Origin of the sequence: Paraburkholderia tropica (assembly GCF_014171495.1) — a bacterium.
Lineage (GTDB): Bacteria > Pseudomonadota > Gammaproteobacteria > Burkholderiales > Burkholderiaceae > Paraburkholderia > Paraburkholderia tropica.
In genome coordinates, this window is record NZ_CP049134.1 from 2,107,386 (window position 1) to 2,133,190 (window position 25,805).

Annotated in this window: 25 protein-coding genes; 12 read left to right on the plus strand and 13 right to left on the minus strand. The window is 65.2% G+C overall.

Annotated features, from left to right (window positions below):
• Positions 1-99 precede the first annotated feature (99 nt).
• From G5S35_RS09475 to G5S35_RS09485, 3 genes are all read left to right on the plus strand, one after another.
• Complete coding sequence (locus tag G5S35_RS09475) at positions 100-834, plus strand: energy transducer TonB (protein ID WP_065061381.1); 735 nt, start codon at positions 100-102, stop codon at positions 832-834.
• Between the two features lie 78 nt (positions 835-912).
• Positions 913-1,641 carry a MotA/TolQ/ExbB proton channel family protein gene (locus G5S35_RS09480; protein ID WP_074986410.1) on the plus strand — a complete coding sequence of 243 codons (729 nt, stop codon included), beginning with the start codon at positions 913-915 and terminating at the stop codon, positions 1,639-1,641.
• Between the two features lie 18 nt (positions 1,642-1,659).
• A complete protein-coding gene (locus tag G5S35_RS09485) occupies positions 1,660-2,079 on the plus strand; it encodes an ExbD/TolR family protein (RefSeq protein WP_065061379.1) in 420 nt (139 codons plus the stop codon).
• Positions 2,080-2,531: 452 nt separating this feature from the next.
• Here the strand turns inward: G5S35_RS09485 and G5S35_RS09490 are convergent, their stop codons facing one another.
• The gene (locus G5S35_RS09490) at positions 2,532-3,590 is read right to left on the minus strand and encodes a LysR family transcriptional regulator (protein ID WP_065061378.1); all 1,059 of its coding nucleotides are present in this window, start codon (positions 3,588-3,590) and stop codon (positions 2,532-2,534) included.
• Positions 3,591-3,712: 122 nt separating this feature from the next.
• Here G5S35_RS09490 and G5S35_RS09495 point away from each other — a divergent pair, with 122 nt between their 5' ends.
• The 4 genes from G5S35_RS09495 to hemP all read left to right on the plus strand — a co-directional run bounded on the left by G5S35_RS09495 (position 3,713) and on the right by hemP (position 6,155).
• The gene (locus G5S35_RS09495; RefSeq protein WP_065061377.1) at positions 3,713-4,594 is read left to right on the plus strand and encodes a pirin family protein; all 882 of its coding nucleotides are present in this window, start codon (positions 3,713-3,715) and stop codon (positions 4,592-4,594) included.
• Positions 4,595-4,764: 170 nt separating this feature from the next.
• Positions 4,765-5,163, plus strand: coding sequence for an OsmC family protein (locus G5S35_RS09500; protein ID WP_065061376.1), 399 nt, complete (start codon positions 4,765-4,767; stop codon positions 5,161-5,163).
• Positions 5,164-5,208: 45 nt separating this feature from the next.
• Positions 5,209-5,697 carry an SRPBCC family protein gene (locus tag G5S35_RS09505; protein ID WP_065061375.1) on the plus strand — a complete coding sequence of 163 codons (489 nt, stop codon included), beginning with the start codon at positions 5,209-5,211 and terminating at the stop codon, positions 5,695-5,697.
• A 194-nt stretch (positions 5,698-5,891) separates the two neighbouring features.
• Entirely contained in the window at positions 5,892-6,155 is a 264-nt protein-coding gene (hemP, locus tag G5S35_RS09510) for a hemin uptake protein HemP (protein ID WP_074986415.1), read from the plus strand.
• Between the two features lie 471 nt (positions 6,156-6,626).
• On the opposite strand, the gene G5S35_RS09515 is transcribed toward hemP, so the two are convergent.
• From G5S35_RS09515 to uvrB, 6 genes are all read right to left on the minus strand, one after another.
• Complete coding sequence (locus G5S35_RS09515) at positions 6,627-7,034, minus strand: GlcG/HbpS family heme-binding protein (protein ID WP_065061373.1); 408 nt, start codon at positions 7,032-7,034, stop codon at positions 6,627-6,629.
• A 140-nt stretch (positions 7,035-7,174) separates the two neighbouring features.
• On the minus strand, positions 7,175-8,593 hold the full coding sequence (locus tag G5S35_RS09520; RefSeq protein WP_065061372.1) for a 4Fe-4S binding protein: 1,419 nt from the start codon (positions 8,591-8,593) through the stop codon (positions 7,175-7,177).
• Positions 8,594-8,603: 10 nt separating this feature from the next.
• Positions 8,604-9,449, minus strand: a complete 846-nt coding sequence (locus tag G5S35_RS09525) for an FTR1 family iron permease (protein WP_065061414.1) — start codon at positions 9,447-9,449, stop codon at positions 8,604-8,606.
• 82 nt (positions 9,450-9,531) lie between these two features.
• Complete coding sequence (locus G5S35_RS09530; protein ID WP_065061371.1) at positions 9,532-9,885, minus strand: cupredoxin domain-containing protein; 354 nt, start codon at positions 9,883-9,885, stop codon at positions 9,532-9,534.
• A gap of 117 nt (positions 9,886-10,002) precedes the next feature.
• Positions 10,003-10,551 (minus strand): iron transporter, encoded by a 549-nt coding sequence (locus tag G5S35_RS09535; protein WP_065061370.1) that lies wholly within the window; start codon positions 10,549-10,551, stop codon positions 10,003-10,005.
• Between the two features lie 359 nt (positions 10,552-10,910).
• Complete coding sequence (gene uvrB, locus G5S35_RS09540) at positions 10,911-12,992, minus strand: excinuclease ABC subunit UvrB (RefSeq protein ID WP_074986421.1); 2,082 nt, start codon at positions 12,990-12,992, stop codon at positions 10,911-10,913.
• Between the two features lie 469 nt (positions 12,993-13,461).
• Between uvrB and G5S35_RS09545 the strand changes: the two genes are divergently transcribed.
• Positions 13,462-14,661 (plus strand): amino acid aminotransferase, encoded by a 1,200-nt coding sequence (locus tag G5S35_RS09545; RefSeq protein WP_065061368.1) that lies wholly within the window; start codon positions 13,462-13,464, stop codon positions 14,659-14,661.
• 143 nt (positions 14,662-14,804) lie between these two features.
• Here G5S35_RS09545 and G5S35_RS09550 read toward each other — a convergent pair whose 3' ends face one another.
• A complete protein-coding gene (locus G5S35_RS09550; RefSeq protein WP_183038242.1) occupies positions 14,805-16,115 on the minus strand; it encodes a DUF3734 domain-containing protein in 1,311 nt (436 codons plus the stop codon).
• Between the two features lie 15 nt (positions 16,116-16,130).
• Entirely contained in the window at positions 16,131-16,934 is an 804-nt protein-coding gene (locus G5S35_RS09555; protein ID WP_183038243.1) for a 3-hydroxybutyrate dehydrogenase, read from the minus strand.
• Between the two features lie 345 nt (positions 16,935-17,279).
• On the opposite strand from G5S35_RS09555, the gene G5S35_RS09560 reads away from it, so the two are divergent.
• A complete protein-coding gene (locus G5S35_RS09560) occupies positions 17,280-18,251 on the plus strand; it encodes a potassium channel beta subunit family protein (protein WP_074986426.1) in 972 nt (323 codons plus the stop codon).
• A 243-nt stretch (positions 18,252-18,494) separates the two neighbouring features.
• Complete coding sequence (locus G5S35_RS09565) at positions 18,495-19,340, plus strand: 23S rRNA (adenine(2030)-N(6))-methyltransferase RlmJ (RefSeq protein ID WP_074986428.1); 846 nt, start codon at positions 18,495-18,497, stop codon at positions 19,338-19,340.
• A 133-nt stretch (positions 19,341-19,473) separates the two neighbouring features.
• Here the strand turns inward: G5S35_RS09565 and G5S35_RS09570 are convergent, their stop codons facing one another.
• The 3 genes from G5S35_RS09570 to cueR form a co-directional block, all read right to left on the minus strand.
• Positions 19,474-19,797: a hypothetical protein gene (locus G5S35_RS09570; RefSeq protein WP_110328365.1), complete on the minus strand. Its 324-nt coding sequence runs from the start codon at positions 19,795-19,797 to the stop codon at positions 19,474-19,476.
• A 206-nt stretch (positions 19,798-20,003) separates the two neighbouring features.
• Positions 20,004-20,150 (minus strand): DUF3563 family protein, encoded by a 147-nt coding sequence (locus G5S35_RS09575; RefSeq protein WP_074986432.1) that lies wholly within the window; start codon positions 20,148-20,150, stop codon positions 20,004-20,006.
• A 311-nt stretch (positions 20,151-20,461) separates the two neighbouring features.
• Complete coding sequence (gene cueR, locus G5S35_RS09580) at positions 20,462-20,878, minus strand: Cu(I)-responsive transcriptional regulator (protein WP_065061362.1); 417 nt, start codon at positions 20,876-20,878, stop codon at positions 20,462-20,464.
• A 178-nt stretch (positions 20,879-21,056) separates the two neighbouring features.
• On the opposite strand from cueR, the gene G5S35_RS09585 reads away from it, so the two are divergent.
• Together G5S35_RS09585 and G5S35_RS09590 are read left to right on the plus strand one after the other, a co-directional pair.
• Entirely contained in the window at positions 21,057-21,260 is a 204-nt protein-coding gene (locus G5S35_RS09585; RefSeq protein ID WP_221224594.1) for a heavy-metal-associated domain-containing protein, read from the plus strand.
• A 13-nt stretch (positions 21,261-21,273) separates the two neighbouring features.
• Positions 21,274-22,203, plus strand: a complete 930-nt coding sequence (locus G5S35_RS09590) for a dTDP-4-dehydrorhamnose reductase family protein (protein ID WP_183038244.1) — start codon at positions 21,274-21,276, stop codon at positions 22,201-22,203.
• Between the two features lie 82 nt (positions 22,204-22,285).
• Here the strand turns inward: G5S35_RS09590 and G5S35_RS09595 are convergent, their stop codons facing one another.
• Positions 22,286-25,798 carry an error-prone DNA polymerase gene (locus G5S35_RS09595; protein WP_110328364.1) on the minus strand — a complete coding sequence of 1,171 codons (3,513 nt, stop codon included), beginning with the start codon at positions 25,796-25,798 and terminating at the stop codon, positions 22,286-22,288.
• Between the last annotated feature and the right edge of the window lie 7 nt (positions 25,799-25,805).

Genomic DNA, 25,805 nt, shown 5'->3' on the forward strand with positions numbered 1-25,805 from the left:
ACCGTGTGCATCTCGCTGTTGATTTTTCGCCCATAAAGCTGCCTGTAGCGACGCGTTGCCCAGCCTGCGCGCCGTCGTCATCCGGGCGGCAACGCTAATATGCAGGCTACCCAAACCACCGCCAGCGCGCTTTCGTATCCCGCCGTCCGCACGAACCGCCGGGTCGTGACCGCGAGCGCGATCGTCATCGCGCTTCACGCCGCGCTCATCGCCGTCGTGCTCATGAAACGCGACGCCGTCACGCCGGTCGCGCTCGAATCGCAAACGATCACCGCCGAGCTAATCAAGCCCGAACCGGTTGCCGCACCCGCCGCGATCCAGTCCACGCCCACCCCGCCGCCGCCCAAACCGGTGCCGGTCAAGCGCGAAAAGCCCAAGGTCCAGCCCAAGCCGAAGCCCACGCCCACTCCGCCGCTGCCGGTCGCCGACGCGCCCTCGCAGCACGTCGTGGAAACGCCCGCTCCGTCGCAGCCTGCGCCACCCGCGCCGACGCCGCCGGCTCCGGCCGCTCAGGCCGCGCCCGCGGTCGGCAAGCCGACCATGGCCCTGACGGCGCCGAAGAACGTGTCGCACCTGGAGTGCAACATCGTCAAGCCCGACTACCCGACGCTCTCGCGCCGCCGGGGCGAAACCGGCACGGCCTATGTCCACTTCGTGGTGGGCTTGACCGGAAAGATCGAGAATATCGAACTGAAGAAGAGCAGCGGCTACAGCCGTCTCGACGACGCCGCGATGGGCGCCATGCGCGACAGCTCGTGCAAGCCGTACCTGGAGGACGGCCAGCCCGTGCGCGCCGCCTACACGCAGCCTTTCGGTTTCACCCTCGACGATTGACGGCGCCCGGTGTATCGGCCGCGCCATCCGTCTGAATGAGAATCACAACGTTTAACGCATCGAATCAAGGAAAAAAGCATGCAGAGCTACGGTATCGCCCACGTTTGGGCGCAAGGGGATTTCGTCACACGCGGCATCGCGCTCGCGCTGTTGATCATGTCGGTGCTGTCGTGGTGCGTGATCGTCATCAAGGGCTGGAACGTCGCGCGCCTCAAGCGCCTCACGAAGAACGCCGAGCAGCAGTTCTGGCACTCGGACGACCTCGCCGACGGCGTGAAGAAGCTCGGCACCGGCACGCCGGAGGACAACCCGTTCCTCGCGCTGGCGCTCTCGGGCCAGGAAGCCGCCGATCACCATCACCAGACGCAACCGCATCTGCATGACCGCATGGACGTGTCGGACTGGGTCACGCGCTGCCTGAAGGACACGATGGACGAGTCGGTCGCGAAGATGCAAAGCGGCCTCGCGATCCTCGCCTCGATCGGCAGCACGGCGCCGTTCGTCGGCCTGTTCGGTACGGTGTGGGGCATCTATCACGCCCTGCTGACGATCGGCGCGACGGGCCAGACCTCGATCGACGCGGTCGCGGGTCCGGTCGGCGAAGCGCTGATCATGACGGCGTTCGGCCTGTTCGTGGCGATTCCGGCGGTGCTCGGCTACAACGCGCTCACGCGCGCCAACAAGACGATCGTCACGAAGCTCAACCGCTTCGCTCACGGCCTGCACGCTTTCTTCGTGACGGGCGCGCGCCTGTCGTCGACCACGGCGAAGAACGGCAACCTGCGCGTCGCCGCACGCAGCCACTAATTCGCGGAGGCAGCAAACATGGCGATGAGCCCCTTTGCCAGCGACGACGACGATGGCCTGATGAACGAGATCAACATGACGCCGCTCGTCGACGTCATGCTGGTTCTCCTGATCGTTTTCATGGTGACGATCCCCGTGATCCGTCACGCCGTGAAGATCGACCTCCCGCACGCGAGCAGCGTGAAGGAAGACACGAAGCCCGCGCAGATCAACGTATCGATCGAAGCGGACGGCACGGTGTTGTGGGACGGCAACGTCGTGAGCGACGACCAGCTCACGGCGAAGATTGCGGCCGCCGCGCAGCAGCAACCGCAGCCCGAACTGCATCTGAACGCCGATCGCAAGGTGCAATACGAAAAGGTTGCGCAGGTGATGTCGGCCGCGCAGAGCGGCGGTCTGACGAAGCTCGGTTTCGTGACCGATCCGGCGCATCACTGATGCGTTGATCTTCGCATCGTCGCAAGACGGAACGAAACCCGGAACGCGCGGCGCAGTTAGCCGCGCGTTTTTGTTTTCGGGCCTTGTTTTCAGGGCTCAAAAGTAAAAGGCCTTCATCGTCAGATGAAGGCCTTTTTTCGTGCGCACGCGGCGCATTCGGGCGGTGGCGACACTCCCCGACGTTCGATCGGTTCACATCGGCACATGCGACTGCCGTGGTCGACACGGACTGCGCGTTCAGCCCTGAAGGCCCACTATGATAGCGGCCATCGAATCCCGCTCAAGACCGGTGCTTGGCGAGACGGCTTCAATATATGCCTCTCGCCGCACGCCTTCAAGACTTCGCCCATTGAAAGTAACGATTGCCGGCCGCGCTTAAATGCCAAAAGGCAAAGACGTGACACGCGCGCGGAAGTTCGCAAAGCTTCGATCGCCTTGAAGCGTCGCGCGCCTCAAGCCGTTTCGATATTGCTCGGCGACTTCGTGCGCGGCAGGCCGCCGGTCGAGAGCGAACTGCTGGGTCCCTGAATGGCCTGCCCCGCCTGGTTCTGCGCGGCGAGCGCGGCGATCTCGCTGCGAAGCGGGCATTCCTGCTGAAGACTCTTGTCGGCGTCGAGCACTTCGACGAGGTAATCGACGAACGCGCGCACTGCGGGCACCATGCCCTGACGCGAGAGAAATACCGCATAAAGCTGCGGCACCGGCAGCGTCCAGCCCGGCATCACCGGCGAGAGCTTGCCCGAGCGCAGCGCGGCGCCGTACATCATCTCCGGCATCGCGGCGATGCCGAGGCCCTGCAACGCGGCTTCGCGGATCGTCGTGAGGTCGGCGCTGATGAGGCGCGGCTCGTGTTCGTGCGCGTGGCGCGTGCCGTCCGGCGCGATCAGATGAAACACGTGACGGCCGTCGCTGGTGGGCGTGTCGAGCGTCTCGAAGCGGGACAGATCGTCGGGCGTGAGCGGCGGCGCGTTCTGCGCGAGCAGGCTCGGTGCGCCCACCAGCATCTGCTCCGTGCGCCACAGCGGACGCACCACGATGTTGGCGTTCTGCGGCGGTTCCGAGCGCACGCGCAAGGCGATATCGACCGAATCCTCGAACAGATCGATCACGCGATTCGTCACGCGCATCACCACCCGCACCTCCGGATAGCGATGCATGAATTCGGGAATGATCTGCGAAAAGATGGTCTGCGACAGCGTGACCGGCACGCTCACGCGCACCGTGCCGCGCGGCGAGGAACGCAGCGACTGCACGACGTTCACGGCGGCCTGCGCTTCGGCGAGCATGGCGCGGCAGTGCTGATAGAACAGTTCGCCCGCCTCCGTCAGCGCGAGCTTGCGCGTGGAGCGCTGCAACAGACGCACGCCGAGCGACGACTCCAGCTCACTCACGCGCCGCGACAGGCGCGACTTCGATATGCCGAGCACCCGTTCGGCCGCCGAGAATCCGCCGTGCTCCACCACCTGCGAGAAATACATCAGGTCGTTCAGGTTGTGCGAATCGATTTTCATGTCGTCGTTCCAGCGATGGGACAATCCATTGCGATCAGGCGGTCAAACAGGCCAAATCGGCTACCTATAATAGCGGTTTGTTTCGCATATCGCGCAATTCCCATTTTTCCGAGGTGATATCCATGCCGGCCATCCGCTCGATCGAACGCGTCTTTCCCGCGGTTCGCACCACCGAGGGCGGGGGATTCATCGTCCACCGCCCGTTCCCCACCCGTCAGTTGATGGATTTCGACCCGTTTCTGCTGCTCGACGAAATGGGGCCCACCGACTACGCGCCCGGCGCCGCCAAGGGCGCGCCCGACCATCCGCATCGCGGCTTCGAGACGGTCACGTACATGCTCGCGGGCCGCTTCGGCCACAAGGATTCGTCGGGGCAGTCGGGCACGCTGAATCCGGGCGACGTCCAGTGGATGACGGCCGGTGCGGGCGTGATCCACAGCGAGATGCCCGACCCCGAGTTCACGCGCACGGGCGGCCGCATGCACGGCCTGCAGCTGTGGGTGAACCTGCCTGCGCGCGACAAGATGATCGCGCCGCGCTATCAGGAAATGCCGCACGCGAGCATTCCGCAAGGGCGCTCGGCGGACGGCAAGGCCACGGTCAAGGTGATCGCGGGTGAATCGCTCGGCGCGCAAGCCGCGATCGAAACGCGCACGCCGATCCTCTATCTGCACTTCACGCTCGCGCCCGGCGCGCGCGTCGAGCAGCCGGTGCCGCACGCCTGGAACGTGTTCGCCTACGGTCTCGCGGGCAAGGCGCTGTACGGCGACCACGCTGAGCCGATCGACGCGCAGCATATGGTGGCCTTCGCCGGCGACGGCGAGACCGTGACGATCGCCGCGCCCGCCGACGCCACGGAGCCGGTCGAAGTGCTGCTGATCGGCGGACTGCCGCTCAACGAGCCGGTGGTGCGCTACGGCCCGTTCGTGATGAACACCGAAGACGAGATCCGCCAGGCCGTGCTCGACTACCAGGCCGGCCGCATGGGACGCATCTCGCACTGAGGCCGGCCAGCCGGTGGCCGGTTACGGCGGTCGCCGACCCCTGCCACCGACGCTAACCCGCAGGCTCACGCGCTTTTTGTCACAATGAGGTTTCACTGGCCGCCCGTCGCCCGCCGTATCGCGGGCGCCGCGGCCGTTCTCCGTTCAACCGTTCCGTTAGCGAGAAGCGCATGACCGATTCCGTAGTCACCGCACACATCGGCTCGACCAACTATCAAGTCCAGTTCGACGACGGCACCCACACCTGGATCGCCGACGAACCGGCCTCGCTCGGCGGCGGCGACCGCGGGCCCTCGCCCTTTTCGCTGCTGCTGTCGAGCCTGGGCGCCTGCACGTCGATCACGCTGAAGATGTACGCGCAGCGCAAGGAATGGCCGCTCGAAGGCGTGCGCGTGAAACTGTCGATGGAAACCGGCAGCGCGGGCACCACGATCGACCGCCAGATCGCGCTCGAAGGCCATCTCACGGAGGAGCAGCGCGAGCGCCTCCTGCAGATCGCGAACGCGTGCCCGGTGCATAAAGTGCTCACGAATACGATCACGATCCGCTCGGGGCTCGTCGTCGCCTGAAGGCGGCGCGCCCGGCGCACGGACATAGACACACAGGACGTTGCCTTGAATTTCGAACACCTTATCCAGATCAACGACCCGCAGAACCCGCTCGTCCTGCCGATGACACGCGACCAGCTCTGGGAAGGCCTCGTGCTGCGCGCCGAGCAGCCGCAGCTGTTCGTGATCGGCCTCGACGGCTGCACGATCCTCGCGCAGGAAGCCAACACGATGGAGCGCGAGCTGCATTACGGCCAGGCCACGGTGCGCGACCGCGTGACGTTCACGCTCAACGAGAGCGTGCGCTACGACATCCTGCCGACCGCCGAACACGTCGGCGGCTCGCTCACGATGACGATCGAGGAACCGGAGGAGGCGCAGCTGTTCCTGCGCTTCGAGTACCGCACCACCCTGCCGGCCGCCGAAAACGAGGACGATCGCCAGACCTCGGAGATCGTGAAGTCGGCGTATCGCGAGTCGGATATCGACACCGTGCGGCTGATCCGACAGTACGTGCAGGGGATGCCCGGCGAGCAGGACGCGCCGCTGCATTGAGAATTTTGCCGATGCACGACGCGCGCGCGGAGGTTGCCGGGCGCGCGTCGACCTTGTTTTTCAAGCCTTATTTCACGCGCCACGCATAAAACTATCGGCGCACGAATCCGATGAATTTATCGCAGTTGAAAATGGGAACGATTATCATTTAGAATTCATCCATCGAATCGAGACACACACAAGACGTCACGTTCATGACTGAATTCAATCGCTCATCGACACTCAGCCTGCGCCGTAACGGTTCCGCGCTGACCGGCTCGCGACCCGCGAAACCCGTCACCGCCGCTGCCGCGCGCAAGAGTGCCGACACCGCCAGCACGGCAGCACCGGCCAGCAGCGAGCGAACGCTCGACAGCACGGCCCTGCTGCAAGGCCGAAGCCATGTGAGCATCCTGCACAACGGCGAGACGTATCAGCTGCGCGCCACGCGTTTGGGCAAGCTGATTCTCACCAAGTGAGGCAGGCAGATTTGTTGTAGTACCGAGTATTGTGGGGACCGCCTCCATCGAGAGGCGTTGGGCAGTAGCCAGCAACGACGGCTTGCACGCGAGATCTAGACCCCTTCGTGCAGACATCCTTCAAGCCAGCCGTCACAGCAAGCCAAGCCATTTTTTTGTTCTCACCTGTGATGACGGAGCGGCGCGCAAAGCGTGCCCGCCCGAGGCGAGCGCCGCGGCATGGTCCGCGGCGTTTGTCTTTTCTATGGGGTATTTTTTTATGCCGCCTGGGGATGGCAGCCAGCGCTCGCCTGCTTGTTCGACTGTGTTGCTCGATACAGCGGCGATGCGTGAGCCGCGATTATAACCACAGCTCCGCTTCGCCGCGCGTAAACCCTGGCGGTTTGCTCGGTTACTCAGGTCAATCGTCGAGACGACTGCCGGAAACATCGATCGGCAGCCCTAAGCGAATCCGGGCAAGACCCGGCAATCTCACTCGATCCCGAGCGCCGCAATGCCGGCGCGCGCGATCTCCGCGTCCTGATCGGACTTCACGCCCGACACGCCCACCGCGCCGATCACGTCGCCATTCACGACGATCGGCACCCCGCCCTCCAGCATCGCCGTGAGCGGTGCGCTCAGGAACGCGGTGCGGCCCTGGCGGATCGCCTCTTCGTAGAGCCGGCTTTCGCGGCGTCCGAGCGCCGCCGTGCGCGCCTTGCCGGGCGCCATCTCGGCGCTGATCGGCGGCGCGCCGTCGAGGCGGCGCAAGAACAGCAAATGCCCGCCATCGTCGACGACCGCGATCGTCACGTTCCACTCGTTCGCACGGGCGTGCGCGGCAGCCGCGTCGGCTACCTTCGTCACATCTTCTTCGGTCAGAACTGCTCGCGTTCGCATACGTCTCTCCGAAAAGTCAAAAACCGGGTGGCAAAGGCCAACCCGGTTTTCGAGATTAACATCCGACGGCGCGCGGCGACACGCTGATCCCGCATATAGCGGCCGCGCGCGATGAAGCGCTTAGTGAACGCGCGCCACGATCAACGCGTCCAGCCCCAGAACATCAGCCACCACGCGCTGTCGACCACCGCCAGCGCGAGCGCGAAGCCCACGAAAGCGAGTCCGCGCTGCCAGAAACGCGCGCTGTAACGGCCCGTCACGCGCCACGCGAGCCACGCGCTCCACAGATTCGTGACGACGAGAATGCCGATGCGCACCTCGGTCGCCCAGTCGAGCGGCACGTGCTCGGCGCGCAGCAGCGAGAGCGTCGTGGCCGAGAGGCCGAGGAACACGCCCGCGCCCGCGAGCGGAATCAGCGACTGCGCGAGGTGATGCAGACGGCGCATCTCGAAGCGGCCGAGCACCGCGCTCGACGCCGCGAGAATCGCGAACAGCACCGTGCCGTAGATCAGCCCCGTCGTCATGATGTAGCCGACGATCATGGTGCCGTCGAGCCACGAGAACACGTCGTTCTGCGCCGGATAGTGCGTGAGCAGGAACCACGGCGCGTTGGTGTCGAGCGGCCAGGTGATGTCGCGGTCGATCAGCCAGCCCGCGAGCCACTGCTTGATGTCGATGAACCACGGCGAACCGGTCCAGTGGAACGCGCCGATCGCGATGCCGAGCAGCCCGTACAGGATCAGCGCCGTGTCCCAGCCGCTGGCCTGGCTATCGCCGAGTTCGACCACTTCTTCCGCCGGCGAGCGCCACGTCAGCGCGATGGCGTCGCGGTGGCCGCTGCAGCGTCCGCACATGTGACACTGCGCGGCGCCCTTCATGTTGCGCAGGGGCACAAGCGGCGCGCAGTTCACGGGGATCACGCGATGTCCGCCGTGCTCGCCGTGCGTGTACGAGTTGCGCCACGCGTCTTCGTCGACCTTGAAGCGGAACGGCGCGAGGCGCGCCAGAAGCGCAAAAACCCCGTTCACGGGGCAGAGGTATTTGCACCAGACGCGTTTCTCGCGTCCGTACAGGAATCCGATGATCATCGCGCCGAGCGTCGATCCGCCCAGCACCAGCAACACCGCCTTCGGGTACTGGTAGACGCTCACCATCTGTCCGTAGATGGTGGTCAGGCCGAAGGCCACGAACGGCCAGCCGCCCCAGCGCATCCAGCGCGGAATCGCCCAGCCGCGCCCGAACTTGCTGGCGAACTCGGTGAGCGCGCCTTCGGGGCAGAGCACGCCGCACCAGACGCGCCCGAGCATCACCATCGAGAGCAGCACGAACGGCCACCAGATGCCCCAGAACACGAACTGCGCCGCGAGCGTGAGGTTGTTCCACAGGTGCGCCGTATCGTCGGGCAGCGGCATGACCGCGGGCACGAGAATCAGGAACGCATAGACCGCAACGACGACCCACTGCACGGCGCGGATAGCCGCACCGTGCCGTTGCATCCATTGGCCCGCCTGGGCCAGCTTGCCCCGCTTTTGCAGCGGCGGGGCCGATGCACAACTCATACTGCTTCCCTCATGCTGCTGTCCTTTTGGTCATGGCGGCGTGACGTCCGCTCGCGCGGCGCGCGAGGAACCCTACCACCAGCCAGTACACCGCGTAAGCGATCAGGTTCATCAGCGCCGGATGCGCACGATAACCCGTGAGCGTCGCGACGAGCGAACCGAAAGTGCTCGAATCGTCGAGGATCGCCGACGAATTCCACACCTGGTCGACGATGGTCGGCAGGATTTCCTTGTCGATCAGCTTGTCGACGCCCGTCTGAAACAGGCCCGCACCGAGGAACAGCAGCATGATCTCGGTGACGCGGAAGAAATAGCGCCACGAGAAGTACTTGCCGCCCAGCTGCAGAATATAGAACGTGAGGAACGCAAGGCCGAGGCCGAGCAGCACGGCGACGTACTGGCTCGCGTCGACGTGGCCCGACTGACCGAAACCGAGACCGTAGAGGAAGATCACCGTCTCGCTGCCTTCGCGCGCGATGGCCAGCGCGACCAGCACCGTGATGCCCCACCAGTTCGCATCGCGCGTGCTCTTCTCGAGCGACTCTTCCATCTCGCGCTTGAGCGTGCGGCCGTGCTGCTTCATCCACAGCACCATCTGCACGATCAGCACGCAGGCGACCAGCACCATGCCGGTCTGGAAGTAGTCCTGGGCGTCGCCCGAGAGCACTTCGGTGAAGCCCACGAGCGCCGCGCCCAGCGCGATCGCCGCGAGAATGCCCAGACCCACGCCGGCCCAGAGATACGGCAGACCACGGCGCGCGTCGGCGTCGCCGTTCTTCAGCCACGCATACAGAATGCCGACCACGAGCAGCGCTTCCACGCTCTCGCGCCAGACGATGAACAATACCTGACCCATTCCTTGGCTCCTGCCGCCGGCACACGCGCCGGCCGCGTTCTTCACTTCATGACGATGACGGCTTCTGGCCGATCGAATCGCATCACTTCGCGACGATCACACCCTGCGCCTGCTGATGGAAATCGTCGAAAAACTTGTACTCGCCCGGATCGAGCGGCGCGATCACGACGAACGAATCCGCGCCCGGCGCCAGCACTTTTTCCTTGCGCAACTGAACGCTCTCGAATTCGGCCGCGCCCTTGCCCGTGTTACGCACCTCGATCTTGATGCGCTTGCCCGCCGGCACTTCGATGCGCGCGGGGTTCAGCTTGCCGTCGGTCATTTCGAGCTTGAACGTCGGCAGATCCTCGGCGTGCGCCACCGTGGCCACGCCCGCCAGCGACGCTGCAAAAGACGCGCTGAGCGCGAGCGCCGCAAACTTGCGAATTCCGGTCATGAGTCTTACCTGCTCCTTCGTGTCCTGCGCGCAGCGACTGCGCGCGACTCGGGGTCCTGCTGAATGCTTCGCGACGCGGCCCGCGCGGCGACTGGCGCGCGCGGGCCGCATGCGGATTTAGTAACCGCCCTTCTTGCCGATGCCCGCGAACGGGAAATCGTATTCGATCGTGATGGGCTTGAACCACGGGCCCACGCCGGTTTCCTTGTCGACGTGACGGCCGAACGCCATGTGGCCCGTCTGCATCGGCGCTTCGACGATCAGCTTCAGGTGGTACTTGCCGGGACCGGCGAGCTTCACGTTGTCGCCGTAATGCGGGCCGTCGTTGGCGACCATCGGCATCAGGTCGCCCTTTTGCACGTAGCTCGAACCCGGCTTCGAGAGTTCGTAATGGACCTGCAGATACGGCATCCAGTCGCCTTCGGCAAAACCGGTCGGGTTGTTCTTGACCGCGTGGATGTCCGACTCGAGGTGGATGTCCGAGTCCGACGCCTTGCGCATCATGCCTTCCGGTTCCATGGTGATCGGCTGCAGATAGACCGCGCCGATTTCCATGCCGCCCTGGATGGCCTGCTTGCCGATCGGGTATTCGGCCGCCTGGGCCGAGAACGCCGCCGCTGCGGCCGCCATGACGACGGTGCCGCGCACGAAAGATTGGATCCGCATCGAAACTCCTGATTTTTTTATGAGTGATACCACCGAACCGACAACGCGCATCAACCTGAAAATGTTAATGCGAACAATTCTCAATAATGGCGGAGTTTAACACCGAAGCCAGTGCGGAACAATTTGTGGAAGCCAGAAAGCCCCATCGCAACAGGGTTTTAGCACCGTTACACACGTAAGCTTAACGGCGCCTTACGACTGGATCCGAATCTATTTTCGCGATACGGCGATCCGAAAGCCAATTGCAGGATTAAGCGAGGAAAACACTGAAACCGGCGCAAGCCAAAAAGAAAGCGCGCGATCAAAAACCCCGCGCGCGTTCGCCGGTTTTCCCTCGCGCCCGTCGCCAGGCGCCACGATCAGGCCGGATGGTCGCCCACATTCGCGCCGAACACGCGCTGGCGCAGCACGGCCAGTTGATCGCGCGTCTGCGCCGCCTTTTCGAATTCGAGGTTCTTCGCGTAGTCCATCATCTGCTTTTCGAGCTTCTTGATTTCCTTGGCGAGCTGCTTCTCGGACATATCCTCGAACTTCGCGCGCTCCTGCTCCTCGCGCAGCTCGGCGCGCGCTTCGTCCACGTTGTAGACGCCGTCGATGATGTCCTTGATGCGCTTGACCACGCCGCGCGGCACGATGCCGTGCTCCTCGTTGAAGGCCATCTGCTTCGCGCGGCGGCGTTCGGTTTCGTCGATCGCCTTGCGCATCGAGTCGGTGATGCGGTCGCCGTAGAGAATCGCCTTGCCGTTCACGTTACGCGCCGCGCGCCCGATCGTCTGGATCAGCGAGCGTTCGGCGCGCAGGAAACCTTCCTTGTCCGAATCGAGAATCGCCACCAGCGAGACCTCGGGAATATCGAGGCCCTCGCGCAGCAGGTTGATGCCGACCAGCACGTCGAACGTCCCCAGACGCAGATCGCGGATGATTTCCACGCGCTCGACCGTGTCGATGTCGCTATGCAGATAGCGCACCTTCACGCCGTGATCGGCGAGGAACTCCGTGAGCTGCTCGGCCATGCGCTTGGTCAGCGTGGTGACCAGCACGCGCTCGCCCACCGCCACGCGCTCGTTGATCTCGCCGAGCACGTCGTCGACCTGGGTGGACGCCGGCCGCACCTCGATCACCGGATCGACGAGGCCCGTGGGCCGCACCACCTGCTCGGCGATCTGGCCCGTGACGCGCTTCTCGTAGTCGGCGGGCGTTGCCGACACGAAGATCACCTGGCGCATCTTGCGCTCGAACTCGTTGAACTTGAGCGGCCGGTTATCGAGCGCCGAGGGCAGACGGAAACCGTAATCGACGAGATTTTCCTTGCGCGCGCGGTCGCCGTTGTACATGCCGTTGAGCTGGCCGATCAGCACGTGCGATTCGTCGAGGAACATCATCGCGTCGGGCGGCAGATAGTCGACCAGCGTCGGCGGCGGCTCGCCGGGCATCGCGCCCGAAAAGTGCCGCGAATAGTTCTCGATGCCCTTGCAAAAGCCCAGTTCCTGAAGCATTTCGAGGTCGAAGCGCGTGCGCTGTTCGAGGCGCTGCGCCTCCACGAGCTTGCCTTCGGTGTGGAAGAACTCCAGCCGGTCGCGCAACTCGGTCTTGATGGTCTCGACGGCGCGCAGCACAGTCTCGCGCGGCGTCACATAGTGCGACGACGGATACACCGTGAAGCGCGGAATCTTCTGGCGCACGCGGCCCGTGAGCGGATCGAACAGTTGCAGCGTTTCCACTTCGTCGTCGAAAAGCTCGACGCGCACGGCCATTTCGGCGTGCTCGGCGGGGAAGATGTCGATGGTGTCGCCGCGCACGCGGAAGGTGCCGCGCTGGAAATCCTGCTCGTTGCGGCTGTACTGCATGGCGATCAGGCGCGCGATGACGTCGCGCTGGCCGAGCTTGTCGCCCTGGCGCAGCGTGAGAATCATCTGGTGATACTCGGACGGATTGCCGATACCGTAGATCGCCGACACGGTCGCGACGATCACCACGTCGCGGCGCTCCATCAGGCTCTTGGTCGCCGACAGCCGCATCTGCTCGATGTGCTCGTTGATCGACGAATCCTTCTCGATGAAGAGATCGCGCTGCGGCACATAGGCTTCCGGCTGGTAGTAGTCGTAGTACGAGACGAAGTACTCGACGGCGTTGCGCGGAAAGAACTCGCGGAACTCGGCGTAGAGCTGCGCGGCGAGCGTCTTGTTCGGCGCGAACACGATGGCCGGACGGCCGAGGCGCGCGATGGTGTTCGCCATCGTGTAGGTCTTGCCCGAGCCCGTCACGCCGAGCAGCGTCTGGAACGAGAGGCCGTCGCCCACGCCTTCGCAGAGCGTCTCGATGGCCGTCGGCTGGTCGCCGGCCGGCAGGTAGGGCTGATAAAGCTGGAACGGCGAGCCTTCGTACTGGACGAATTTCGACTCGTCGAGCGCGGGCGCGTCGGCCACGGAATGGTCGGACATGGGTGACATCCTGTGCGCGGAGCAAACAACTATTCTAGCGTCTCGCCCGATCTTGCCGGGGGCGAGCCTTGGGGGCGCCTGCCGGGTCTTGCGGGGCGCGACGGCGCGGCTGCGGCGTGCGTTCCGGAACCGTTTTCGCCATCGGCAAAAGGCAAGCGGAGAGCTGACAGAAGGAACAGATGGGGCGTCGCAGGCGCCGCTGCAAGGGCCGCGCCGCACGCTGCGGCGGAAATTCACGCGCGGGCGCGGCGGCTGCGACATCAGGTGCAGACCAAATGGCCCCGCTGGCGTCGCAGTCGGCGGAAATACGGCCGGCGGATTCGTTACAATAGCGAGTTGCGTGGCCGGCTGCCCGGCGCTCGTCGCTCGCGAGGAGCGCGCCAAAGAAGTCCCGAATCTGCCGAAGTACCGGCGAATATCGGCAGCGTGTGGTCCACCGAGCTTCTCCCTTCACTTTTGCCGAACCATCATGTCCCTCTTTTCCGCTGTCGAACTCGCCCCCCGCGACCCGATCCTGGGTCTGAACGAAGCCTATAACGCCGATACGCGCGCGACCAAGGTGAACCTCGGTGTGGGCGTGTACACCAACGAGGACGGCAAGATTCCGCTGCTGCGCGCGGTGCGCGATGCGGAAATGGCCCGCGTGGAAGCCGGCCTGCCGCGCGGCTATCTGCCGATCGAAGGTATCGCCGCCTATGACGCGGCCGTGCAGAAGCTGCTGCTCGGCGACGACTCGCCGCTGCTGGCCGCGGGCCGCGTCGTCACGGCGCAGGCGCTGGGCGGCACGGGCGCGCTGAAGATCGGCGCCGACTTCCTGAAGCGCGTGAACCCGAACGCCAAGGTTGCGATCAGCGACCCGAGCTGGGAAAACCACCGCGCGCTGTTCGAAAGCGCCGGCTTCGAAGTCATCGCCTACCCGTACTACGACGCGCAGACCAACGGCGTGAACTTCGAAGGCATGCTGAGCGCGCTCAACGGCTACGCCGCGGGCACGGTCGTCGTGCTGCACGCGTGCTGCCACAACCCGACCGGCGTCGACCTCACGATCGACCAGTGGAAGCAGGTGATCGAAGTCGTGAAGGCGCGCGAGCTCGTGCCCTTCCTCGACATCGCCTACCAGGGTTTCGGTGACGGCATCGCCGAAGACGGCGAAGTCGTGCGCCTGTTCGCCGCTTCGGAACTGAACGTGTTCGTGTCGTCGTCGTTCTCGAAGTCGTTCTCGCTGTACGGCGAGCGCGTCGGCGCGCTGTCGATCATCACGAGCAGCAAGGAAGAATCGACGCGCGTGCTGTCGCAACTCAAGCGCGTGATCCGCACGAACTACTCGAACCCGCCGACGCACGGCGGTTCGGTGGTCGCCGCCGTGCTCGGCTCGGCCGACCTGCGCGCCATGTGGGAAGCCGAACTCGGCGAAATGCGCAACCGCATCCGCGCGATGCGCACGGGCCTCGTCGAACGCCTGACGGCGGCCGGCGTCGACCGCGACTTCAACTTCATCAACGTGCAGCGCGGCATGTTCTCGTACTCGGGCCTGACGGCGGCGCAAGTCGACCGCCTGCGCGAAGAGTTCGGCATCTACGCCGTGAGCACCGGCCGCATCTGCGTGGCCGCGCTGAACACGCGCAACCTCGACGCCGTCGCGACCGCCGTCGCCGCCGTGCTGAAGTAAGCGTGCCGAAATAAGCGATTCGCCTCGATGCGCCGTTTTCGGACGGCGCGTCGAAGTGAGACGAAAAAGGCGTCCGTTCGCAAGAACGGACGCCTTTTGTTTGGGCGCAGACTACTGCGCCTGCCTGAGCGCAAATCGCGCGTTCAACCGTGCCCGTGCATATCGCGATGGATATCGTGCGTGACGAAGCCCGAATCGTTATCGGGTTTGTCGAGCCACCCCGGTTGCCCGAGCGACGCGCGGATGTCCTGCAAGCCGCTCGTCCAGTGCTCGCGCATCGTCGAAATGCCGAACTGGAAGTCCTTGAAGTGGCCTTCGTACTCCTTGTGCCGGTAGATCAGGTGGATCACGTTGTACTTCTTCGAGCACGAGAGTTCGTCCGCCAGCTCGATCCACCTGTCCTGCCGATGCTCGGGCGCGACGCGCTCCAGCACCTCGCGCAGCACGTGCCGGAAACGCTGCGAGCGTTGCAGCATGTCGGTGACCATCCGCGTGCGGCTCGAATACTGGATGTCCTTCATGCGGCCCTGCACGTCGGTGATGTTGTCGGGCACCGGACCGCGCGCGCTCCATAAATCGACCTGAAACGCGAGCGTGTCGCGCCGCGGCGTGGTCTGAATCACCTCGTAGAGCGGCGTGTTCGACATCAGACCGCCGTCCCAGTAATACTCGCCGTCGATTTCCACCGCCGCGAAACCCGGCGGCAACGCGCCCGACGCGATGAAATGCTCGGGGCGCAGCGTGGTGGTCGAATTGTCGAAGTAGACGAAGTTGCCCGTGCCCACGTTCACCGCGCCCACCGAGACGCGTATCTCGCGCGAATTGATGCGGTCGAAATCGCAGAGCCGTTCGAGCGTGGCCTTGAGCGGCGTGGTGTCGTAATAGCTCGCCTTGCCCGGCTCGCCCGCCGCGGTGGGCAGCGGCGGCGGAAAGCGCGGCGTGAAGAAGCCCTTCTGCCCTTCGATCACCGCGCCCGCCGCCTGCAAGGCCGTGAAGCTCTTGCGCACGGCGTCGCCGGAATTGAACAGCGCGTGCTCGATGAAGGCCGGCAGCGGCGGACTCCACGCGGGCTGGCAGATCGTCTCCCAGAACTCGCGCAGACGCGCCACGCGATGCTCGGGCGCATTGCCTGCGATCAGCGCCGTATTGAGCGCGCCGATGGAAATGCCCGCGATCCAGTTGGGCGCAATGCCCGCCTCGAACAGCCCTTCGTACACGCCCGCCTGATACGCGCCGAGCGCACCGCCGCCTTGCAGCGTGAGCGCGACCGTCTCCCATTGATCGGAGTCGCTCGCGCAGCGCGAGACGCGCGAGTGCGCGCCGGAACGGGGAGCGGTTTCAGCGCCCGCCTGTACGCCTGCCGGTTCGCCAACCTGTGCGCCCGTGGCCGCGCGCAAGCCGGTTGCGTCGTCGACGGCGCTCGACTGCGCCTGCCCTTTCTTGCGTTGCGCCATGACCGGCCCTCCGCGTTACTGCATGAACCAGCCGTGGCTCACCACGAACGACTGACCCGTGAAGGCCGCCGTGGGGAATGCCGAGAGGAACAGCACCGTTTGCGCGACGTCCTCGACGGTCGTGAAGATGCCGTCGACGGTGCCGCCAAGCATGACGCGCTTGACCACTTCCTCTTCCGAAATGCCGAGTTCCTTGGCCTGCTCGGGAATCTGCTTTTCGACCAGCGGCGTGCGCACGAAGCCCGGACAGACCACATGCGAGCGCACGTTGTGCTTGCCGCCTTCCTTCGCGAGCACGCGCGCGAGGCCGAGCAGCGCATGCTTGGCCGCCACGTAGGCCGACTTGAGCGGCGACGCTTCGTGCGAGTGCACCGAGCCCATGTAGATCACCACGCCGCCGCGGTCGTCCTTGTACATATGCTGGAGCGCGGCTTTGGTCGTGAGGAACGCGCCGTCGACGTGAATCGCCTGCATCTTCTTCCAGTCGGAGAACGCGTAATTCTCGATGGGATTGACGATCTGAATGCCGGCGTTCGAAACGAGAATGTCGATCGAGCCGAATTCGGCGGCCACGCGGTCGATGCCCTGATTGACGGCGTCTTCGTTGGTGACGTCCATGGCCACGCCGATCGCCTTGCCGCCCGCGCCCTTGATCTCTTCGGCGACGGCGTCGGCGCCGCTCTGGTTAAGGTCGGCGATGGCGACGGCCGCGCCCGCCTGGGCGAGCGTGAGTGCGATCTGCTTGCCAATACCGCTGGCCGCGCCGGTAACGACCGCGACCTTGCCATCGAGCTTCGAATTCAGAGTGAGAGACGACATCGAGCACCTCCAGGAATGGGACAACGACGTAGAAGAGATGAGACCTCGACGCGCGCATACCGTCAAACCTGTCGAATGGCTTAAGCGTTTTCCTGCATTTGTCCTACGCCATCCGGCCGGATGTTGCGCCGCGGCCAACCGCGCTATTGTGCATGAAGCCGCGTGTCGCAAGCGTCGATCTGGACAAGGCGGCGCAGGCTTGCCGCAGCGCATCGTCGCGCGCAGGCACGGCGGCGGTTCGGCCATCCATGCGGTCCGGCTGTTCAACCGCTTGCACAACGCCGCGCGCGCTCAGCGCGGCCCGCGCGATCGTGCTAATTTGGCGAGCTCAACAAGGAGGCGTTCATGAACTATCGGCGACTGGGCCGCTCGGGCCTGCAGGTTAGCGAACTGTCTATCGGCTCGTGGGTCACGTACGGCAATCAGGTCGATCGCAATCTCGCGCGCGAGTCGCTCGCCGCGGCGCGCGATGCGGGCGTCAACTTCTTCGACAACGCCGAGGTCTACGCAGGCGGCAAGTCCGAGGAAATCATGGGCCAGGCGCTCAAGGAACTCGCCTGGCCGCGCGTCAGCTACGTGGTCTCCACCAAGTTCTTCTGGGGCTTGAACGAAGCGCCCAATCAGTACCACACGCTCAATCGCAAATATCTGCTGAATGCCATCGACGAATCGCTCAAGCGGCTGCAGCTCGATTACGTCGACCTCGTGTTCTGCCACCGCCCCGACCCGAACACGCCGGTTGAAGAAACCGTCTGGGCGATGAGCGACATGATCACGCGCGGCAAGGCCTTGTACTGGGGCACGTCGGAATGGAGCGCGGAGGAAATCCGCGCCGCGTGGGAAATTGCCGAACGGCATCATCTTCACAAGCCGGTCATGGAACAGCCGCAGTACAACCTGTTCCATCGCCGCCGCGTGGAAGACGAATATCGCCGCCTGTACGAAGACATCGGCCTTGGCCTCACCACGTGGAGCCCGCTCGCCTCGGGGCTGCTGACCGGCAAGTATCGCAGCGGCGTGCCGTCGGACAGCCGGGCGCAACTGCAAGGCTACGACTGGCTGCGCAAGGAAGTCACCGACGCGGACAAGAACGCCATCGTCGGCAAGCTCGCCGACTTCGCGAAGGAACTCGATTGCACGGTCGGCCAGCTCGCGCTCGCGTGGATCCTGAAGAACCCGCACGTGAGCACGGTCATCACGGGCGCGTCGCGCGTCGAGCAGATCGGCGAGAATATGAAAGCGCGCGATGTGGCCGAAAAGATCACGCCCGAAGTGAAGGCGAAGATCGAGGCGATCGTCGGCGAGCATTACGAGTAAGGCGGCAACTCAGCCTTTGGGCCGGGCCGCGCTGCACGACGCTGTACAATACGCGGCCTCGCCGGCATGCCTCGTTCCCGAAGCACGTGAAACGCCGCCGGCGCGCATCGCCAGCGGCGCGTCCCGAAAGAGCTTGCTCGAAAGAAGCTCTCGAAAGAACCTGAGCGCCGCCGTTTATCGTTTCACCGCCATTGGCGCGCAAGTGCGCGCGCCGGTCGCCACCTTCCTCGCGTCCGCCCCAACATGCTGAGCTACCGCCACGCCTTCCACGCCGGCAATCACGCCGATGTCCTCAAGCACGCCATCGTCGTGCAACTGCTGCAGTACCTCGGCAAGAAGGACAAGGCCTACTGGTACATCGACACCCACGCGGGCGCGGGCGCCTATGCGCTGCGCGAGGGCTACGCCACCAAGAATGCCGAATTCGACACGGGTATCGGCAAACTCTGGGGTCGCAGCGACCTGCCGCCGATGCTTTCGGATTACGTCGACGAAGTCGCGGCGCTCAATCCCGACGGCAATCTGCGCTTCTATCCGGGTTCGCCCTATCTCGCGTGGCGTCTGATGCGCGAGCAGGACCGCATGCGTCTGTTCGAGCTGCACAGCACGGAAATCGACGTGCTGCGCCATCGTTTTCACGACGCCGGCCGCCGCGTGATGATCTACGCGGGCGACGGTTTCGACGGCATCAAGCCACTTCTGCCGCCGCCGCCGCGCCGCGCGCTGGTGCTGATCGATCCGTCGTACGAGGACAAGCGCGATTATTCGCGCACGATCAAGTGCGTCGAGGATGGACTGCAGCGCTTCGCGACCGGCACCTACGCGGTCTGGTATCCGCAGGTCACGCGTCCCGAATCGCAGCGCTTTCCCGAGCAGCTCAAGCGTCTGCAGGACAAGAACTGGCTGCACGTCTCGCTGTCGGTGAAGCGTCCGCCGCACGATGGTTTTGGTCTGTTCGGCAGCGGCATGTTCATCGTCAACCCGCCGTACACGCTGGTCGCCGCGCTCAAGGAAACAATGCCCTGGCTCGTCAAGACGCTCGGCGAGGACGACGGCGCGCAATTCAAGCTCGAATCGCGCGGCGATTGATGCCTGGCGACTAACGCCAGGCACCTGACGCCTCGCCCCTGACGCCAGACGATTTCACGCGGCATGCCCGTTCGCGGCATGCCCACTCGATTCATCCCGCTACTTACCGCACCTTGTTGCGCCCTGTTGCGCTTTATTGCGCAGGCGCGTACTGCTGCTGCGCGGGCCGCGGACGCGGCGGCCGCCCGCCCCCGCCACCCGGCACTTCCACATACGGCGCGACGATGATCGGCTGCTGATTATTGGCATCCGGCGACGGTAGCTGCTGCATCGGCACCATCTGCGACTGGCCGAGCGGCGCATTCTGCAACACGATGCCCTTCTGGCCGTCACTGATCCCATGCTGCGTATCGAGGATCAGCGGCTGTCCCGCCTGCGCGCCGGCGCTGGTCAATGCGCCAAGCGTCACGAGCACAATCGCGCACACGGAATGGTGAAAAAAGCTGACTGGCGCCATGAACGTCCCCCGGTAGAAGAAAGCGACTCCACTGTGTTGTCGGCTTGTCGCAAAAAAGACTTTACCTTACCGCGGTGGGAAGGCTGAGACTGCCTTCATCGAAGCGTTTCAGACACGGAGCGCCGGAGCACCAGAACGCCGGACCGCAGAAATGACAAAGCCCCGCCAGGGCGGGGCTTGCGACAGCGCAGATTGCCTGCGGCTGCTTACAGCGAGTAGCCGTTCGATTCGAGCGAGCGGATACGCTGTTCGAGTTGCACGATGTCCGACGAAGAAGCGAGATACGCTTCGCGGCGACGACGTTCGGCAGTTTCAAACCAGGTGCTCAGCTTTTCAAGAAGGTACGCAAACATGATGGTGTTCTCCAAGGATCGGTCGTATCCCCGGTGGATTTGCATCAGGGATTACCCTCGTAAGGGATAACCCGCATTATAGCGGTTGCACCTGACTTTACCAGTGAATTGCTCGAATGCGGTGCATTCCAATCTGGAATGATGCGCCGCGCGTATTTGGCAACTTAATGATTTATCGACACATTTCTTGCATGGATCGGATCAGGGCGGAGTCGGGCGGCACTTTTAGCACCGACATGGTGCAAAAAAGCTCCCCCGGCGAGTCGGTTGCGACAATTTGCCTGCGCGGGTTGCACCCTCGGTTGCGGCGCTCAAGCCGCGCCAGTCTGCTCCACCGGCTCAGGATCGGCGAGGCGCTCGATGATCGGGCAGTCGGGCCGATCGTCGCCGTGGCAGTGCGCGGCCAGATGGCGCAGCGTGTCGCGCATCTGCGTGAGTTCGGCGATGCGCTGGTCGAGTTCGGCCACGTGCTCCATTGCGATGGCCTTGACCTCGGCGCTCGCGCGCGAGCGGTCGTGCCAGAGCGCCAGCAGGCGGCGGATATCGTCGACGAGAAAACCCAGACGCCGCGCCTGCCGGATGAAGCGCAACGCGTGCACCTCCTCCATGCCGTACACGCGGTAGCCCGATTCCGTGCGCGCCTTGGGCGCGAGCAGGTCCACGCTCTCGTAGTAGCGGATCATTTTCGCGGTGACGCCCGAGGCGCGCGCCGCTTCGCCAATGTTCATGCTGCTCTCCTGCCGAATTGTCATCGATGTATCGATGCTACACCTTCCCACGATGGGAAGGTCCAGCGCTCGCCGGCAGTCCCGCCGATGAGCGCCTGGCCCCCACTGGCATAATCCGGCACAGGCCGCATATGTCTTTTGTCTCCTCCGTTCCGTTCACTCAGCAAAGGAAAACATCATGATCCAGTTCAACGTCGAAGGCATGAGCTGCCAGCACTGCGTCGGCGCCGTCACGCGCGCGATCCACGAGCAGGACGCCGCCGCCCAGGTCCAGATCGACCTGGCCGCGGGCCGCGTGAGCGTCGAATCGACCCAGAGCGCCGACGTGCTCAAGGCCGCCATCGACGAAGCCGGCTACACGGTCAAGAGCACGGCGGCCTGAGGCCGGGCGCGCCATGTTCAAGGTCGCCGTCATCGGCGCGTCCGGCCTGCTCGGACGCGCGCTCGTGCGCGAACTCGACGCCGAAACCGGCTGGCAGGTCGTGCAGACCGCGCACAGCCGCGTGGGGCCGCGCCAGGTCGCGCTCGACGTGCGCGATGCGCAAGCCGTCGCGGCCTTCGTCGCGCGTGAAGCGCCCGATGCCATCGTGATCGCCGCCGCCGAGCGACGCCCCGATGTCTGCGAGCACGATCCCGCCGCGGCGCGCGCGCTCAACGTCGACGCGGTGCGCAGCATCGCCACGGCGGCGAAAGCGCGCGGCGCGTGGGTGCTGTCGATCTCCACCGATTACGTGTTCGACGGCACGCAGCCGCCTTATTTGCCGGATGCCGCGCCGAATCCGCTCAACGCCTACGGCCACAGCAAGCTCGAAGGCGAGCGCGCGCTGCTCGACGCGAGCGACGATGTGCTCGTGCTGCGTCTGCCGCTGCTGTACGGGCCGATCGTCGACTGGAACGAGTCGGCGGTCACGAGCCTCGTACCGGCGATCCGCGCGGCGGCAGCGACTGCGAACGCCGCGGCCAAACCGGCGCCGATGGACGCGTGGGCCACGCGCTATCCAACTTTCACGCCCGACGTGGCCGTCGTGATCCGCGAACTGCTCACGCGCTGTGCGGATGGCGAGGCCGTGCGCGGCATCGCGCAATGGTCCGGCGACGAGCCGATGACCAAGTACGACATCGCGCAACGCATCGCGCGCGCGCTCGGGATCGAGGCGCAGTTGATCGCGCAGACGCAACCCACGGACGCGACGCCGCGTCCGCGTGACTGTCATCTCGATTCGGGCCGCCTCGAAGCGCTCGGCATCGGGCGGCGCACGCCGTTCGACGCGGGCATCGGTGCAGTGCTCGATGCGTTCGAGCGCGAGCACTGCGGCAAAAACTGACCTCGGCGGCGATGCACGCAGCACAGCCAGGCTGCGAAGCGCGCATCGCCCTCTCCTTTTTTCTCCTGTCGGCAAACAACGCTCAGTGGAAATCGCGGCTTTCCGTCGCGAGCCGCCCGAGCAGACGGCTGTGATCTTCGAGCCGATGCGCGACCAGGTGCACCACCTCGCCCTCGCGCTGCACGACGCCCGCCACCGCCAGTAGCGACGCCCCCAGCAATTCCTTGCGCTGCGACTCCACGAGCGCGGCGTGCACGATCACGTTGACCGAGCCGGTTTCGTCCTCCAGCGACACGAAGATCGTGCCGTTCGCCGTGCCCGGCCGCTGCCGCACCGTGACGATGCCGCACACGCGCGCGAGCATGCCGTGGCGGCAACGCGCGAGTTGCGCCGCGCTGCGAAAACGCTGTTTCGCGAGCCCTTCGCGCAGCAGTTCGAGCGGATGGCGATTGAGCGTGAGACGCAGGCTGGCGTAATCGGCGACGATCTCCGCGCCTTCCGAGGCGCGCGGCAAGTCGAGCCGCGCCTCGGCCACGGGCGCGTCGCGCAGCAAGGCCGGCACCGCATGCTGCGCGGTCACGGCCCACCACGCCTCGCGCCGATGCCCGGCGATGCTCGCGAGCGCATTGGACGCCGCCAGCGCTTCCAGCTCGCGGCGCGTAAGCCCGGCGCGGCGCGCGAGGTCGTCGACATCGGTGAACGGCGCCTCGGCGCGGGCGGCCATCACGCGGCGCGCGGCGTCCTCGGAGAAGCCCTTGATGAGACTGAAGCCGAGCCGCACCGCCGGGCCGTGGCGGCCGTAATGACGCGGCGCGAGCAGGACGCGCGCGCGCACGACGCCGCGATAGCCGCGCATGAGCGGCCGGCGACGCGTTTTTTTCTGCGCGACAAAGCTCGCCGCGTTTCCATGCACCTCATCGTTGAACGTCGCGGCGCGCAACAACGCGCGATAACGCGCGACGTCGGCACAACGCGCGGCCTCGCCATCGGCATCGGCGGCAAGACGCACGCCCGGCGCGCCGCGCACTTCCAGCACCGACTCCCAGTCGCTCAAGCCGATATCGGGCGCGCGCACCTTCACGCCATGCCGCTTCGCGTCCTGCACGAGTTGCGACGGCGAATAAAATCCGAGCGGCTGACTGTTCAGCAAGCCCGCGAGAAACGCCGCGGGCTCGTAACGCTTGAGCCATGAACTCGTGTAGACGAGCAGCGCAAAGCTCGCCGCGTGACTCTCCGGAAAGCCGTAATCGCCGAAACCCTCGATCTGCTTGCAGATGCGTTCCGCGAACTCCGGCGAGTAGCCCTTGCGCAGCATGCGCTGCGTCAGATCGGCCTGATACGGTCGCAGATCGCCATCGCGCCGCCACGCCGCCATCGCGCGGCGCAGCTTGTCGGCCTCTTCGCCGGTGTAGTCGGCAGCGACCATCGCGAGGTGCATGACCTGCTCCTGGAAAATCGGCACGCCGAGCGTGCGTTCGAGCACCGGACGCAGTTCCTCCTTCGCGTATTCCACCGCTTCCTCGCCGTGCCGGCGCTTCAGATACGGATGCACCATGTCGCCCTGAATCGGCCCCGGCCGCACGATCGCCACCTGAATCACGAGGTCGTAATACGTCTGCGGCCGCAGACGCGGCAACATGCTCTGCTGGGCGCGCGATTCGATCTGGAAGACGCCGACCGTATCGGCGTGCGTGCACATCTCGTACACGGCGCGATCTTCGACGCCGATGTCCTGCACGCGGAACTGCGGCAAGCCGCGCCGCAGCGCGACGCATTCGAGCGAACGCCGGATCGCCGAAAGCATGCCGAGCGCGAGCACATCGACTTTCAACAGGCGCAACGCGTCGATGTCGTCCTTGTCCCACTCGATCACGTAGCGGTCCTTCATGGCCGCGTTTTCGATCGGCACGAGCCGCGAGAGCTTGTCGCGCGCGATCACGAAACCGCCCACGTGCTGCGAGAGATGCCGCGGAAAACCGCGCAGCTCGCGCGTGAGGCGAATGAGCTGCTGCGTGACGTGCGAATCGGGCGAGAAGCCCGCTTCCTCGAGATGATGCGCGATCGAATCGGGACCGTCCCACCACTGATGCGCGCCCGAGAGTTTTTCGACCAGCATGGTGTCGAGCCCGAGCGCCTTGCCCACGTCGCGCAAGGCGCTGCGCGAGCGATAGGTGATCAGCGTCGCGGCCAGCGCGGCGCGGCGCGTGCCGTATTTGCGATAGATGTACTGGATGACTTCCTCGCGGCGCTGGTGCTCGAAATCGACGTCGATGTCGGGCGGCTCGTTGCGCGCGCGGGACAGAAAACGCGCGACCAGCATGTTCATGCGCACGGGGTCGATCTCCGTGATCATGAGGCAGTAGCAGACCACCGAATTCGCCGCCGAGCCGCGGCCCTGACACAGGATCTTCTGCTCGCGCGCGAAGCGCACGATGTCGTGCACAGTGAGGAAATATTTCTCGTACTGCAGCTCGGTGATGAGCGCGAGTTCCTGCTCGATCTGGTCGCTGCGCTTCTTGTTCAGGCCGTCGGGCCAACGCTCGGCCACGCCCTTCATGACGAGCTTGCGCAGCCACGAGCCCGGCGTTTCGCCCGGCGGCACGAGTTCCTCGGGATACTCGTAGGCCAGCTCGCCGAGACTGAAAGTGCAGCGGCGCGCGACGTCGAGCGTCGCGTCGAGCGCCTCGCGCGGATAGATCGCGCCGAGCCGCACGCGCGAACGCAGATGGCGCTCCGCGTTGACTTCCAGCGCGCGGCCGCACGCCGTCAACGGCTTGCCGATGCGGATCGCGCTCAGCGTGTCCTGCAAGGGCTTGCGCGAGCGAGCGTGCATCAGCACGCCGCCCGTCGCCACGAGCGGCAGACCGCTTTCCTGCGAGACGTGGCGCAGGACTTCGATCTGCGCGTCATCGCTGCCGGTTTGCCAGAGTTCGAGCGCGAGCCACGCGCGCTCGGCCGCGAAACCCGCGAGCCAGTGCGCGGCGCGCAAGGTCTGCGCGAGCGTGGCCGTGCGCTGCGGCACGAGCAGCAGCACGCAGTCGCGCAGATGCTTCAGGTGCGTGAAATCCTGGGCGGAATCGGCGGCATGGGTTTGCGGATCGGTGAAGTCGGACGGCGTCACGCGGTACTGGCCCTTCGGCGCCCGCGAACGCGCGAGCGTGATCAGCTCGCAGAGATTGCCGTAGCCCTCGCGGTTCATCGCGATCGCCACGAGCGTGCAGAACGGCGCGCCGTCTTCGTCGACGAGATTCAGTTCGCTGCCCGTCAGCAAGTGCAGCGACGGCACGAACGGGCCGGGCGTGCGCGCCTCGGCGTGCGCCTTGCGGCGCGCCTCGTCGTAGTCGTTGAGCGCACTCCAGGCGCGCACGATGCCCGCGAACGAGCACTCGTCGGTGATGGCGAGCGCGCGATAGCCGTGACGGATCGCCTGCTCGACCAGCTCGCTCGGACGCGACGCGCCGCGCAGGAACGAGAAGTTGGTCAGGCAGTGCAGCTCCGCGTACTCAGGCAACTGCGCCGGCAACTGCGCGGGCAGCGACGAAGACGACGATGATGGTTGCGCGGGCAACGAATCGCCCGCTCCGCTGATCGACATGATGCTC